Origin of the sequence: Kluyvera cryocrescens NBRC 102467 (assembly GCF_001571285.1) — a bacterium.
Classification (GTDB): Bacteria; Pseudomonadota; Gammaproteobacteria; order Enterobacterales; family Enterobacteriaceae; genus Kluyvera; species Kluyvera cryocrescens.
This window is the reverse complement of the sequence record NZ_BCTM01000009.1, coordinates 13,916-27,831: the sequence shown is the minus strand read 5'-3', so window position 1 is coordinate 27,831 and position 13,916 is coordinate 13,916. Positions and strand designations below refer to the sequence as shown.

The 13,916-nt window shown below is 55.0% G+C and carries 10 protein-coding genes; 3 read left to right on the top strand and 7 right to left on the bottom strand.

Going from position 1 to position 13,916, the window contains the following annotated elements; all coding sequences use genetic code 11:
• Positions 1-76: 76 nt before the first annotated feature.
• The 7 genes from yhdP to csrD all read right to left on the bottom strand — a co-directional run bounded on the left by yhdP (position 77) and on the right by csrD (position 10,825).
• Positions 77-3,880 (bottom strand): AsmA2 domain-containing protein YhdP, encoded by a 3,804-nt coding sequence (gene yhdP, locus KCR01S_RS07090; RefSeq protein WP_061281573.1) that lies wholly within the window; start codon positions 3,878-3,880, stop codon positions 77-79.
• Between the two features lie 32 nt (positions 3,881-3,912).
• Positions 3,913-5,382 carry a ribonuclease G gene (gene rng, locus KCR01S_RS07085; protein WP_061281571.1) on the bottom strand — a complete coding sequence of 490 codons (1,470 nt, stop codon included), beginning with the start codon at positions 5,380-5,382 and terminating at the stop codon, positions 3,913-3,915.
• Positions 5,372-5,965 (bottom strand): Maf family protein, encoded by a 594-nt coding sequence (locus KCR01S_RS07080; protein WP_061281569.1) that lies wholly within the window; start codon positions 5,963-5,965, stop codon positions 5,372-5,374. The genes rng and KCR01S_RS07080 overlap by 11 nt, the downstream gene beginning before the upstream one ends.
• Positions 5,966-5,972: 7 nt before the next feature.
• Positions 5,973-6,461 carry a rod shape-determining protein MreD gene (gene mreD / locus KCR01S_RS07075; protein ID WP_052283997.1) on the bottom strand — a complete coding sequence of 163 codons (489 nt, stop codon included), beginning with the start codon at positions 6,459-6,461 and terminating at the stop codon, positions 5,973-5,975.
• Positions 6,461-7,468, bottom strand: coding sequence for a rod shape-determining protein MreC (gene mreC, locus KCR01S_RS07070; RefSeq protein ID WP_052283996.1), 1,008 nt, complete (start codon positions 7,466-7,468; stop codon positions 6,461-6,463). The genes mreD and mreC overlap by 1 nt, the downstream gene beginning before the upstream one ends.
• Positions 7,469-7,536: 68 nt before the next feature.
• Positions 7,537-8,580 carry a rod shape-determining protein MreB gene (gene mreB, locus KCR01S_RS07065; RefSeq protein WP_000913396.1) on the bottom strand — a complete coding sequence of 348 codons (1,044 nt, stop codon included), beginning with the start codon at positions 8,578-8,580 and terminating at the stop codon, positions 7,537-7,539.
• 304 nt (positions 8,581-8,884) lie between these two features.
• Positions 8,885-10,825, bottom strand: coding sequence for an RNase E specificity factor CsrD (csrD, locus tag KCR01S_RS07060; RefSeq protein ID WP_061281567.1), 1,941 nt, complete (start codon positions 10,823-10,825; stop codon positions 8,885-8,887).
• A 218-nt stretch (positions 10,826-11,043) separates the two neighbouring features.
• Between csrD and acuI the strand changes: the two genes are divergently transcribed.
• From acuI to msrQ, 3 genes are all read left to right on the top strand, one after another.
• Entirely contained in the window at positions 11,044-12,018 is a 975-nt protein-coding gene (acuI, locus tag KCR01S_RS07055) for an acrylyl-CoA reductase (NADPH) (RefSeq protein ID WP_061281565.1), read from the top strand.
• A 77-nt stretch (positions 12,019-12,095) separates the two neighbouring features.
• The gene (gene msrP / locus KCR01S_RS07050) at positions 12,096-13,094 is read left to right on the top strand and encodes a protein-methionine-sulfoxide reductase catalytic subunit MsrP (protein ID WP_061281563.1); all 999 of its coding nucleotides are present in this window, start codon (positions 12,096-12,098) and stop codon (positions 13,092-13,094) included.
• Complete coding sequence (gene msrQ / locus KCR01S_RS07045) at positions 13,094-13,693, top strand: protein-methionine-sulfoxide reductase heme-binding subunit MsrQ (RefSeq protein WP_061281560.1); 600 nt, start codon at positions 13,094-13,096, stop codon at positions 13,691-13,693. Before msrP ends, msrQ begins: the two co-directional genes overlap by 1 nt.
• Positions 13,694-13,916: the final 223 nt, after the last annotated feature.

Sequence of the window (13,916 nt, the reverse complement as noted above, 5' to 3'; positions counted from 1 at the left end):
CGCGCGTTACGCGTATCGGGCCTGAATTCCGGGTGTTTGTGTTATGAGATTGAGGCAATTCAAGGCTTGCGTCAAATCATGGCTTTTTATCGCTGCGCGCCTGGCGCAGCACTTCATTAATTTGCGGTTTATCGATAGGGCCCGTAATGCGATAGCGCAGTATCGATACTTTATTCCACAGCGGCCCCAGTACTTTGGTCGCAGCAAATACCGCCGCGCCGATAATCGGGTTGACGGCAAACGCCGTCGCGACGCCGACCGTCGCCGAGATTTCCGGCGCCACTATCGCCTCCATATCCAGCTCACGGCGCACCAGGTTAACCGACCCTTTCATGGCGATATCGGCTTCTAAGCCATCCACCAGCGTGTCATCGGTATTCAGCACCCCGTCTTTAATCCACGCGGTGCTACGAATGGAGTCGAAATAGAAACCTTCGCTAAAGGTATCGCTGAAGTCAAAGCGTAGCTTACGCAGTAACGCATCCACGCTCAGCAGACGCAGAAGCTGCCCGGCATGTCCCGTCGACAGATCGGTAAACTGCCCCTTACCAACGTGCGCTTTCAAAATACCGTTTAACGAGGCCACGTCCGGCTGCCACGGTTTATCGCGCCAATGTAAATCGTAGTCCACATCCACCGAAGAATCGCGTATCGGCGTGGAAGCGCCGAAGAAAGTCACCGCATCGTCAATCTTGTTGCCATGGATTTTCCCCTTCAGCGAGGTGCGCTGGCCGGAAGCGGAATTAACCCACACGCCGTCGGCGGTCAGACGACCAAAACCGGTATCCACCAGGCCATTTGCCAGCGATAGGGTGTCGCCCTTAATGCTGAAGTCACCGTCGATACGGCCATATTTCTGTCCCCACAGCCAGCATTCGACGCAGCGTAGCTGGAGATCCGGCCAGCCGTGAAAATCAATCGGGCTGTTCACCGGCTGGCGGCTGGCGGTAACCGTAGACGCTGCGGCCAGCGGATTAGCCGATGGGTTGTAGTAGAGATAGCGCACCGCCGCCTGCCACGGCTGAGCGTCTTTCATTGTCAGGCTGGCGTTGATTTCCCGTCCCTGCGCTTCAACGCGTGAGCCGCCCGCCGTCGGCTGCGACACGATGCTCAAGTTATTCCACTGCTGGCCGGCGAAGGTCAGGGATGGCGTGCGCAGCGTTACGTTTTGCGGGAAGGCCGCCGCAGTGCTCACGCCATCGGCCGCCCCATGCTGGAACAGCGCTAGCCACTGTGCGCCGTCCATCGGCGGCAGGTTAAGTTCGATACCCGGCGTTGCCGGCAGCGGTGGAACGGTCCGGCTGTCCGAAGCCCAGATGGCGCTTTCCAGTCGAAGCTTGTTGCCCAAAAGCCAGCGGCTGTTGAGATGATTGGTTGGTCCGACATTGCCGGTCAGGCCAAAACTGTGCAGATTGCCGTCGACGTTAATTTTCAGCGGCAGCGGCTGGCCGGCGCGTTTATTTGCCGGCGATGGTAAGTCACTGCTTACATTCTGTAGATCGCCGGTAATGCCCACCTTGTACGTAGCACTGCCGCTGTACGGCAGGTCGATGGCGACATTGCCTTTCCACGGCACGCTACCTTTCAGTGCGTCATTGAGCTGTTTCGGCAGCACGCCAGTCCGCGCAGGCTGCCAGTCAGCCTGTAGGTTTACCCCCACCTGATATGATTTCGCGCCTTCGGTAGTGGTGAAATCAACGTTCAGCGGCTGATTAAACCAGGTCGCGGTCAGCGGCCCGCTGGTCAGATTACCGTTGTTAAAGCTGAATTTGCCTTTGAGATTATGCAGCGTGCTATCTAGCGGTTTGATCAGCAGGCTGTTGTTGTTCAACGCCACATCACCCGTCGCGGTCACCAGCTCGCCGTCCAGCGGGATATTGAGATGTAAGCGAGCGCTCACGTCGCCATCAATCTGCAACTCATCAAGCGTTGCCCCTAAGGATTTACTCAGCGGAGTGTCCTTGAAGTAAGGGCCCACCGCAGCACCCGGGCCGTTAATATCGGCGTCAATCAGCAGCTTCTCTTTGGCGTAATCAGGAATCGAGGCGTCCAGATTGCGGGCAGTGACGCCGCCTAGCATCGCTTTGTCGACCTTCATCCACAGGCCGCTGTTGACAAAGTTCAGCTCAATATCCAGGTCAGTAAGCGCCGGCCAGTCCGGCTGGAAGGCAAAAGTGGCGTCGTGTAACGGTACATAGACCTGGAACTGCCCTTCATTATGCGGATACGGGAATAGATGCGGGTTGCCGCCGTATACCAACGTCGCATTCTCCGCCTTACCGGCCTTTATCGCACCGCTCAGGTAGTCAACCAGCTTGCTGCCCATCAAATTCTCAGGGAAATAGCGCCACGCCTGACCACCATCATGAGTACTGATCCCCGCCAGAATTCCCAGCCACGGCTGATCGTCCTTCGGCTGGAGATAACGGAAACCACCGGCGGCGCGAACGCCTGTCGCCTGCACGTCAATGTTGCGGCCATCCAGCATGAAACCTTTGTCGTTGTTCACCCAGTTGAGGGTGGCAACCCCATTGGAGATCTCCAGCGGCGCGCGGAATACGTGTTCGTAAGGCATCAGCGCCTTTTGCATCGCTACCTGCAACGAGCCATTTTCAACGCTGCCCACGACGCTGCCAGAAACGTGCTCCGCCCCCGGCAATAGCTTCCACTGCTTCCATGCCAAATTATCCCAACTGGCGTTAAAGCGCGTTTTCGCCGTGTCTTGCAGGGGAATATCCATCGCAAAGGCATCAACCGTGCCGGTTGGTTGGGTAGTGCGCCAAATATCGGCAAGCTCAGGTGAGAGATTTTGCGCAATCGGCAGCAGGCCGTTCAGGCCGGCCAGAGACAGGTGGCTTGCGCGAATACGCAGTTCATCGCTGCGCTGATGATCCGGGCCGCCCACTTCCTGCGACGGGATCCACGCCAGCGCCAGCGCGCCGCGCGGCCAGGCCGTGTTATCGATAGAGATACGAGTATCCGGGATCCGGAACTCCCATCCCTCTTTTTCACGCGACAGATGCGCCGTGAGATTATCTACCGCCAGATGGTGTTCCTGCTGCTCACCTTCCCAGCTGGCACCGCCCTGTTTTAACCAGATATCACCCGTGGCGATTTCGCCTTTGTCCAGCGATGCCCAGCCTTCAAGGCTAAAGCGGGCGCTGGTGAGCGCGATGTTGTCCTGCATCCAGCGACCTAACCACGGCTTAACGTCGATATCATCGGCCTGAAGCCACAGGCGACCTTTATTCAGCAGGCCGTTTTCATCGCGCAGATCCATGCGCACCTTCATCACCCCATGCTGGCCAGTGAGGCTGGAGAGGCTCAGTTCGCCTTCAGCACGGTGACGATTTTTGTCGTTCAGCCAGGTTAGCTGCGGAATGGTTAACTCTGCGCGCTGACCAGAAAGCGTCAGGAAACTGAGCTGGCTGTCGCGGAGCGTAAAGTGGTCAAACTGGCGAAGGAACAGATCGGCAACACGATCGCCCTTAATGCCATCGCCGCCGTCGTTGTTCTGCAGAGGGGTATTGGTGTGAATTTGCAGCTGCCAGAAGGTCAGTTCGCGGAACTGCCAGCGCATATGCAGTAAGCTTTGCCAGACGTCCAGCGCCATCGACGCGCGTTTGATGGACAGCTCGCCGCCGTCCTTCAGCCCGGCTTTAATATCACGGACATCCAGCGTCGGGCCAAAATTCTGCCAACTGGCGGCTATCTGCGAGGCGTCAACCGGTAATCCGGTCGCTGCCTCGATTTTCCCCAGCAGCGCCGGACGCACGGAGTCCAGATGTGGCAAGGCGAGACGCAGGCCGCTCACCAGCAGCGCGATAATCACAATCAGTGTGGCAGCGGTGAGCAGTAAAATCCCCGGCAATCGCCTCACGCATCTCTCCTTGGGTTGCAGCAGGCTGCGAATTACATCATCACCACGTCAAACTGCTCCGGGTTATAGAGCGGTTCGATCTGGACTTTGACCTGCTTACCAACAAAAATTTCCACTTCCGCCAGCGCGTGGGACTCTTCCCCCTTCAGCGTCTCCGCAACGGAAGGTGACGCATACACCAGGAAGCGATCGGAATCATAGGCATGATGAACGCGAACGATCTCACGCATAATTTCGTAGCATACCGTCTCGACGGTTTTTACCGTACCGCGGCCGTGACAGGTCGGGCACTCATTACATAACACGTGTTCGACGCTCTCGCGAGTGCGCTTACGGGTCATTTCCACCAGGCCCAGCGCGGAGAAACCGTTTACGCTAGTCTTCACGCGATCTTTACTCAGCGCCTGCTCTAACGAGTGCAGCACCCGGCGGCGATGATCTTCATTATTCATGTCGATAAAATCGATGATGATAATGCCGCCCAGATTACGCAGACGCAGCTGACGAGCAATCGCCTGCGTCGCTTCAATATTAGTATTGAAAATGGTGTCGTCGAGATTACGGTGGCCAACAAACGCCCCGGTGTTGATATCCACGGTGGTCATCGCTTCGGTTTGGTCGATAACCAGATAACCGCCGGACTTGAGCTCGACTTTGCGTTCCAGCGCGCGCTGGATTTCATTCTCAACATCGAATAGATCAAAGATAGGCTGGCGACCGCTGTAATGCTCAAGCTTACTGGTCATTTCCGGCATATATTCCGCCGTGAATTCCATCAACGCTTCATAGGTCAACCTGGAGTCAACGCGGATTTTATCCAGTTGAGCATCGGCAAAATCGCGAAGTACGCGCTGCGCCAGCGCCAGTTCACCGTACATCTGGTAGCGGGTCTGGTTGCGTTTTTTACGCTCCATCACTTTGGTCCAGACGCGCTTGAGATAGGCGGCATCGGAGGCTAAATCTTCTTCGCATACCCCTTCGGCAGCGGTACGAATAATAAAGCCACCTTGCTCATCGCAGTAATCGGCCACGACCTTCTTTAATCGGTCGCGCTCGACTTCACTTTCAATACGCTGTGAGACACCGACGTGCGAGGCGCCCGGCATAAAGACCAGGTAGCGGGACGGTAAGGTAATATCCGTGGTCAGACGTGCGCCTTTGGTACCCAGGGGATCTTTGACCACCTGCACCATCAGATCCTGCCCCTGACGCACCAGCTCGGAAATATCGCGGACGGTAAACTGCTTTTGCTCTTCGCCGGCGACACATTCAGTGTGCGGCATGATATCGGAGGCATGGAGGAAGGCCGCCTTATCGAGGCCAATATCTACAAAAGCCGCCTGCATTCCCGGCAAGACTCGACTAACGCGACCTTTGTAGATATTGCCTACTATTCCGCGTCGCGCTTCACGCTCAATATGAATTTCCTGCAAAATGCCGCCATCGATATACGCCACCCGCGTCTCCGATGGCGTCACGTTAACTAATAGTTCAGCCGTCATGTTTATCCCTTTTTTCACGTAGCGAGTTAAAGTTACTCAGCAACTCATACGTTTCCACCAGCGGTAAGCCGACTACGGCGTGGTAGCTGCCATTAATCTTCCTGACGAAACAGCCACCCAGCCCTTGAATACCGTATGCACCTGCTTTATCTAAAGGTTCTCCGCTCGTGACATAGTGTGTAATGTCTTCATCCGACAGCGTCCGGAAAGTCACCTCAGTCACCACCAGACAGTCGAGCGTATGCTGGCTATCAGCCAGCGCCACGGCGGTCATCACCTGATGGGTATTTCCTGAGAGCATCCGCAGCATGACGGCTGCATGCGCAGCATCACGCGGCTTCTCCAGCACCTCACCGTTGAGAATGACAATGGTATCTGCCCCCAGCACCGGGAGATCGTGGGCGGTTAACGCCACGCCGGCCTGGGCTTTCTCGCGCGCCAGACGCCCGACATACTGCTGCGCCGACTCGTGCGGGCGACGCAGCTCTTCAATTCCGGGAACCACTTTCTCAAACGAAATACCTAACTGTGTGAGAAGTTCCTGACGGCGCGGGGAACCTGAAGCAAGATAGAGAGATACCATAACGACCTTATTGAACGGCAAATTGCTGGCGAACTTTTCGCATCAGAAGAAAGATCCACGGCCAGAGCACGCCGTTTACTACACTACTCCAGAACACTTCAGGTCGGAAAGAGACGTTGATCACTAAAAACTCTGCCCAGAAAACAATAATATCCGTGGCGAGCGAGAGCAGCATGACCACCAGCGCCTGTTGCCAGAGTGCCAGGTTACGAAACAGCTGGTATTTGAGTGCCACCAGATAGGCCACGATGCTCAATGACATCGCGCGTACGCCAAGCGTAGATCCGCTGATTAAATCCAGTATGGCACCCATCACAAAGCCCGTCCCCACATTCACCCGGTGCGGCAGCGCCAGCGCCCAGTAAAGCAGAATGAGCAGAACCCAGTTAGGCCGGAAAACGGTAAGGTCTTCCGGCCAAGGCATGACCTGGAGCAGCAGTGCGATAAGAAACGAGAGCCAGATGACCCAGCGTCCCTGGCTGCGATAACTTGCCACTATTGCCCCCTTGTTGAGGGTTGTGGCGGCGTCACCGCAGGCGGTGTGGTAGTAAGACCGGTCGCAGGAGCAGGAAGCTGCGGCCCCATCGTTTCAGGCGACGGTAGAACCTGAGGCATCATCTGCATCAGGCGTTCGTTGGCAACGCGGTGTACTTCTTCCGGCGTCATAGGGTTGCTGCCGTTACGGTCAGCTCCCCACAGCAGCAGCAGATAGCGCAGACGCTGCAGGCCCGCGGTTGGACGCGCCTGAATCACGGTATACGCGCGCTGCGTATCCAGCTTCACAGAGGAAACGACGCCCACCGGATAGCCTTCAGGGAAACGACCGCCCAGCCCCGACGTCACCAGCACATCGCCCACGCGAATATCGGTATTGGCGGGCAGATGCTCAAGCTGCAGGTCGTCCGTACAGCCGTTGCCGGCCGCAATGACGCGAATATCGTTACGCAGAACCTGGATTGGCAGCGCATGGGTCGCATCGCAAATCAGCAGCACGCGGCTCGTCAGTTTGGCCACCGCCACCACCTGACCCACTACGCCTTTATCACTGATAATCGGCTGACCTTCATAAACACCGTTAACGCTGCCCTTGTCGATAACGACCTGATCGCTATACGGATCGTTAACCGTTGAGATCACCTGCGTCACCATTTTCTGTTCATCCTGGCGCAGCGGTGAACCTAACAGCTCACGTAAACGGGCATTTTCTTGTTTGTACTGACCCAGCATCAGCAGGTCGCTATTTTTTAACAGCAGCTCCTGACGTAATGCGCGGTTTTCAAGCTCTAGCTGATCGCGTGAAGCCAGCGTTTGCGAAACGCTATCCAGCAGTTCACGAGGACCATTAGAGACAAAGTAGAAAGGACTGACGGCAGTATCCATGTACGTTCGGATTTGACTGAACATACCCAGGCGGCTGTCGGCGATAATGACACCCAGCGCCACCAGCACCGCCAGAATAAGGCGAATCTGCAGCGACGGGCCACGGCTAAAAATGGGCTTCATAGGCTATGCGTATTCTCGTGTCAGTGAAATTGAGGGTAGCCTGCTGGCTACCCCGAACTTCATGCTGACTACTCTTCGCTAAACAAATCGCCGCCGTGCATGTCGATCATTTCCAGCGCCTTGCCGCCGCCACGCGCTACGCAGGTCAGCGGATCTTCAGCAACGACAACTGGAATACCGGTTTCTTCCATCAGCAGACGGTCGAGGTTGCGCAGCAGCGCACCACCACCGGTCAGCACCATGCCGCGCTCGGAGATGTCGGAAGCCAGTTCTGGCGGACACTGTTCCAGCGCAACCATCACCGCGCTCACGATACCGGTCAGCGGTTCCTGCAGTGCTTCGAGAATTTCGTTGGAGTTCAGCGTGAAGCCACGTGGAACACCTTCAGCCAGGTTACGGCCACGTACTTCGATTTCACGCACTTCATCGCCCGGATAAGCAGAGCCAATTTCGTGTTTGATACGCTCAGCGGTCGCTTCACCAATCAGAGAGCCGTAGTTACGACGTACATAATTAATGATGGCTTCATCGAAACGGTCGCCGCCGATACGAACAGAAGAGGAGTAAACCACGCCGTTCAGGGAGATAACGGCCACTTCAGTGGTACCGCCACCGATATCCACAACCATGGAACCAGTTGCTTCAGAAACCGGCAGACCGGCACCGATTGCAGCAGCCATTGGTTCTTCAATCAGGAACACTTCACGCGCGCCTGCACCCTGAGCGGATTCACGGATCGCACGACGTTCAACCTGAGTGGCGCCAACTGGCACACACACCAGTACGCGCGGGCTTGGGCGCATAAAGCTGTTGCTGTGAACCTGTTTGATGAAGTGCTGGAGCATTTTTTCGGTGACGAAGAAGTCGGCGATAACACCGTCTTTCATCGGGCGGATGGCCGCAATGTTGCCCGGCGTACGGCCAAGCATCTGTTTTGCATCATGACCAACGGCAGCAACGCTTTTCGGCGAACCTGCACGGTCCTGACGAATGGCGACCACGGAAGGCTCATTCAATACGATGCCTTGTCCTTTTACGTAAATCAGGGTATTCGCGGTACCCAGGTCAATGGACAGGTCATTGGAAAACATGCCACGAAATTTTTTCAACATACTAAGGGATAATCCTGAAAGCTGGGGCGGAAAAATAAAATCCGCTTACTTTACCAACCACACGTGGCAGCGACAAGGCGCAAAAATCATCTGCAACGGTGAAAATTAGTGCAGTTCGTTACCTTTGTTACAAATCCAACCTGACTCCTTCAGTGCAGGGAGACTCACTGCAGCTCCTTCCTGGATTTGTACCTGTCAAAGGTCGTCACATGCGTGATGCGTTATTTTTCTGGCAAGCGGACATGCACACTCCCAGAAAAAACCGCGCGCGTCATTCTACGTGATAAACACGTTAAACAGCAGGTCAAACCGAATATCTTTGCGAATATTTTTTCACATTTGAGTCAAGTGGCTGTGAGGCGGCAAAAAAATCGCCCTGACCGCCGAAAACTCCGCATTCGGTCAGTACCTGCCACTCACTGCGGCTGCGAACGCCAGCGGCGAAAACCTGTATTGATGTTCCTTTACACGCTTCCACCAGACTTTGCACCAGCAGCTGGTTTTGACTCCGTTTTTCAATATTCCGCACCAGAACGGGATCGATTTTAATCAGTTCAATCTCCAACTGCTTAATCCAGCTGGTACTGACCAACGCCAATCCCGCCTGTGTTACCGCCACCCGAACGCCCAGAGCATGAATTAAACGCACGATCGGCTGTAAACGCGTGATATGTTGACAGACATCTACCTCTGCAAGTTCAAAAATAATGCGTCGACGCTGCGATTTCTCGCATTGCATTAATGTATCGCGCAACCAGCGCTGAAAACGCGGTCGGATCAACGATTCTACTGTGACCTGGATCGCCAGATTTTCCTCCGGCCAGAATCCCAGGAACGGAATCAAGCGGCCAATCTGCTGGCGGTCATACGTTTCACCCAATCCGAACTCGAGTACCATCGGCAGATACTCAGCGGCAATCACCTCTTCTTTCCCGTCGAAGATACGGCACATCAGCTCACGGTGATGAACCTTTCCATCCAGAGTGACCGCCGGTTTTTGGTAAATCCGCGGGCCGCCTCTGCTGAGCATCTGTTCAATCAGAGTGCGCCAGCGCACGTTGCCTCGCCCTTTTTCCGGCAGCGAATCATCGTAAATCGCCCAGCTATTACTCCCCTGCAGGACAGCGTTGCGCACCGCCGCCTCGGCATGCTCCATCACCTGCTCGGTGGTCTGCCCGCTGCGCCATGCGCAGATGCCAATGTGCATCATGTCGTCGCGGTCGAGAATTTTCGCCAGCGGCAGCCCATCAATCGCTTTCAGCAATTGCCCAGCGATGCTGTCCGCTTCTTTTAAAGTACGGTGCGGTAACAATACGGTGAAATCACTACGGCGATAGCGCGCTAACAGCGCGCCGGGGTAACGCATAATAAAAGTAGAGAGCAGATTAATCAGCGTGAAGACATGTTCTTCGGCTGCCGCACGCCCCCAGTTGTCGCGCAGGAAATCAAAATCAGGCAAGCGGATCATCATCACGATGCCGTGAGAGCCAACGTTCTCCTGGTCATCCAGCAGCGTCGCCAATTGGTTGTCAAAGAAAAGGCGGTTGCTTAGGCCCGTTTTTGAGTCCTGCGCAGCGTAAGAGCGAATCAGCGTGTCGAGGCGGCTTCGCTGCTCTCCAGCAAACTGTATTTCAGAGAGCAAGGTATCCAGTGCGCTGCTGGTACGGGTTGGCCACTCGTGGATATTGCCTTTCGCTTTCGCACCGCGATCGCCATTGAGGATCCGAACCGCGCGCATCTCCAGCAACTCTTCCCCTGCTAACTGCCGACGCAGCCAGCGCACCGCAATAAACACCACCAACACCATAAAGGCTATCGTGACGGTCAGCGGTGCCGTGGTCAGCAGCGAGCGAAAGTAGTTCGCCATCGGATCCTGATAGACCAGGTGAATCGTCATGCCGGGATGTTTGAGTGAAGGGACTGCTATCTCACGGTACTGGTAGTGGCTGCCAACCGGCAGGTAGCTGCTATTGCGCGCATGATGAAACAGCGATTTGCCGTCGAGCGTAAAGTCGATACGGACGATGTCGAGCGGCACCATAATCTCATCAAGTTGGCTATCCAGCTTATCAAACGAGGTGTTGACCAGACGGTTATCCAGCACGGTGGCCACGGCCTGAACGCGATTGGCTATCTTATATTGTATGCCGTTGTAAAAACTCAATGAGGAGCCTATCAACGTCACAAAGATGGTCAGCCCGGTTAAGAGCGTGAAAAAGGCGGAGAACTTCGTCGTTAATCGCATCCCTGAGTTAACTCCGTAGGTTAAACGTACCCGACAGAATATCGGGAGCTAGCGTCCGTGTCTTACCAGAAGTAAGCACTAACATATCATACCAGGTCGGCATACTACCAAACCTGGCGGATCTGGCAATTTATTGCGCCAAATCGTTATCAGATGATGATAAACGAGTATAGTCCTGGGTAAATTTTTTCACTACACAGTCCACGTAAGGAAGGGTTATGCAGGCTCTCATCTTAGAACAGCAGGATGGCAAAACCGTTGCCGCAGTAAAGGCCGTTGACGATAGTCTGCTGCCGCAGGGTAATGTCACCGTTGATGTCCAGTGGTCCAGCCTGAATTACAAAGATGCGCTGGCGATTACGGGAAAAGGGAAAATCATCCGTAATTTCCCTATGGTGCCAGGGATTGATTTCGCCGGCACGGTTCATGCCAGCGACGATGCGCGCTTTACGCCGGGCCAGCAGGTGTTGCTGACCGGCTGGGGCGTGGGTGAAAACCATTGGGGTGGCCTATCCAATCGCGCTCGCGTTAACGGTGACTGGCTGGTGCCACAGCCAGCGGGTCTGGATGGCCGTAAAGCCATGATCATCGGTACCGCAGGTTTTACCGCCATGCTGTGCGTGATGGCGCTGGAAGAAGCCGGCGTTCGTCCTGAAGACGGTGAAATTGTTGTTACCGGTGCCAGCGGCGGCGTTGGCAGTACCGCTATCGCGCTGCTGCATAAGCTCGGCTATCAGGTGGCCGCAGTCTCCGGACGCGAAAGCACCCATGACTATCTGCGAGCGCTGGGCGCAAGCCGTATTCTTGACCGCGCAGAGTTTGCCGAAACCCGTCCCCTGGAAAAACAGATATGGGCCGGCGCCATTGATACCGTTGGCGATAAAGTACTGGCAAAAGTGCTGGCACAGATGAACTACGGCGGTTGCGTGGCGGCCTGCGGCCTGGCCGGTGGCTTCGCTTTGCCAACAACCGTGATGCCGTTTATTCTGCGCAACGTCCGTTTGCAAGGCGTGGATTCAGTGATGACGCCAGCGGATCGTCGCGCACAAGCCTGGAAACGCCTGGTTGTCGATTTACCGGAATCATTCTTTGCACAGAGCGCTACGGAAATTACGTTGGCACAGGCTCCCGAGTTTGCCGACAAGATTATCAACAACCAGATCCAGGGTCGTACGCTGGTCAAAATCGCCTAATTTGCAATTTTTCGTGATAAATTCGCAATAACAGATTGCCTCCGTCATGCTTAGAAAAAAGCATGACGGAGAGCACAATGAGCCCTAAAAAATTAACCGAATCAGACGTCACCGCCGAGTCTGTATTTATGCTGAAACGCCGCCAGGTTTTGAAGATGCTCGGCATCGGAACCGCGGCCGCTTCCCTTCCGCTGCATGCCTCCAGCCTTACGGACTGGTTTAAAGGTAATGACCGTCCACCCGCCCCGTCTGGACCAGCCCTGACCTTCAATAAGCCCACTCAGTGGCAAAGCCAATTAACGCTCACGCCGGAAAATAAAGTCACCGGCTACAACAACTTTTATGAATTTGGCCTCGATAAAGCCGATCCGGCGGCCAATGCTGGCAGCTTGCCCACCCATCCGTGGACGTTGACCATCGGTGGTGAAGTCGCGAAACCGCTGACCCTCGATCACGACGATCTGACGAAGCGCTTCCCGCTGGAGGAGCGAATCTATCGTATGCGCTGCGTGGAAGCCTGGTCGATGGTGGTGCCGTGGATTGGTTTCCCATTGCACAAACTGCTGGCCGCCGTAGAGCCCACCAGCAATGCGAAATACGTAGCCTTCAAAACCCTTTACTCACCGGAGAATATGCCGGGGCAAAAGGATCGCTTTATCGGCGGCGGCCTGGCGTATCCTTATATAGAAGGACTGCGCCTGGACGAGGCCATGAATCCACTCACATTGCTAACCGTCGGCGTGTATGGCAAAGCGCTGCCGCCGCAAAATGGTGCTCCGATTCGTCTGACCGTACCGTGGAAGTATGGCTTTAAAGGCATTAAGTCGATCGTCAGCATCATGCTCACCCGCGATCGCCCGGATTCCACCTGGAATCTCGCGGCCCCCAACGAATACGGTTTTTACGCCAACGTAAACCCACACGTTGACCATCCGCGCTGGTCGCAGGCGACGGAGCGCTTTATTGGTTCCGGCGGCATTCTCGATGTGAAACGCCAGCCAACCTTGCTGTTTAATGGCTATGCTGACGAAGTTGCCTCGCTGTATCGCGGCATGGACCTACGGGAGAATTTCTAATGCGTCTGACGTTAAAACAGGTCACCTGGCTGAAAGTTTTACTGCATCTTGCCGCATTTTTGCCGTTCGTCTGGTTATTTTGGGCGGTGTCGCAAGGGCAGTTGAGCGCCGATCCGGTGAAAGATATCCAGCATTTTACCGGTAGGATGGCTCTGAAATTGCTTCTGGCAACCTTGTTGGTCAGCCCGCTGTCGCGCTACGCTAAACAACCGATGTTGATACGCACTCGCCGATTGCTAGGGCTGTGGTGCTTTGCGTGGGCGACAATCCACCTCACCAGCTACAGTTTGCTGGAGTTAGGCATTCAGAATCTTTCGTTGCTGGGACAAGAAATTGTGACGCGCCCTTACCTGCTATTAGGTTTTGCCTGCTGGCTGATTTTGCTGGCGCTGGCGGTAACATCAACACAGGCGATGCAGCGAAAACTGGGACGTCGCTGGCAGCTTTTGCATAACTTCGTCTATCTTGTCGCGATCCTCGCGCCGATACATTTTCTCTGGTCGGTGAAGATTATCTCACCTCAGCCGGTGATTTACGCCGGGTGCGCAATCGAACTGTTAGCGTGCCGATATAAGAAGTTTCGCCAATGGTGGCGTTAGCGTCACGATGTGTGCGTTTTCCCGCATTTCTTTTATCGTTCGGTGTTCTTTACACGATAGCGGTTGATAATCTTCCCTGATAAGACCAGTATTTAGCTGCCAAATGCTACGAAATAGTTATAATGTGCGACCTTGGTTTACCCGACAGTGGTTTTAGGCCTCTGAAAAGGTGACAATCGCGCATCGAAGGTATATTTTGTTTTTTACCCGAGAATTGCAGGAG

Excerpts from the sequence above, each read along its gene's own strand:
- mreB (WP_000913396.1), bottom strand. The coding sequence starts at position 8,580 with ATGTTGAAAAAATTTCGTGGCATGTTTTCCAATGACCTGTCCATTGAC.
- msrQ (WP_061281560.1), top strand. The coding sequence starts at position 13,094 with ATGCGTCTGACGTTAAAACAGGTCACCTGGCTGAAAGTTTTACTGCAT.
- KCR01S_RS07080 (WP_061281569.1), bottom strand. The coding sequence starts at position 5,965 with ATGGTATCTCTCTATCTTGCTTCAGGTTCCCCGCGCCGTCAGGAACTT.
- msrP (WP_061281563.1), top strand. The coding sequence starts at position 12,096 with ATGAGCCCTAAAAAATTAACCGAATCAGACGTCACCGCCGAGTCTGTA.
- csrD (WP_061281567.1), bottom strand. The coding sequence starts at position 10,825 with ATGCGATTAACGACGAAGTTCTCCGCCTTTTTCACGCTCTTAACCGGG.
- rng (WP_061281571.1), bottom strand. The coding sequence starts at position 5,382 with ATGACGGCTGAACTATTAGTTAACGTGACGCCATCGGAGACGCGGGTG.
- mreC (WP_052283996.1), bottom strand. The coding sequence starts at position 7,468 with ATGAAGCCCATTTTTAGCCGTGGCCCGTCGCTGCAGATTCGCCTTATT.
- acuI (WP_061281565.1), top strand. The coding sequence starts at position 11,044 with ATGCAGGCTCTCATCTTAGAACAGCAGGATGGCAAAACCGTTGCCGCA.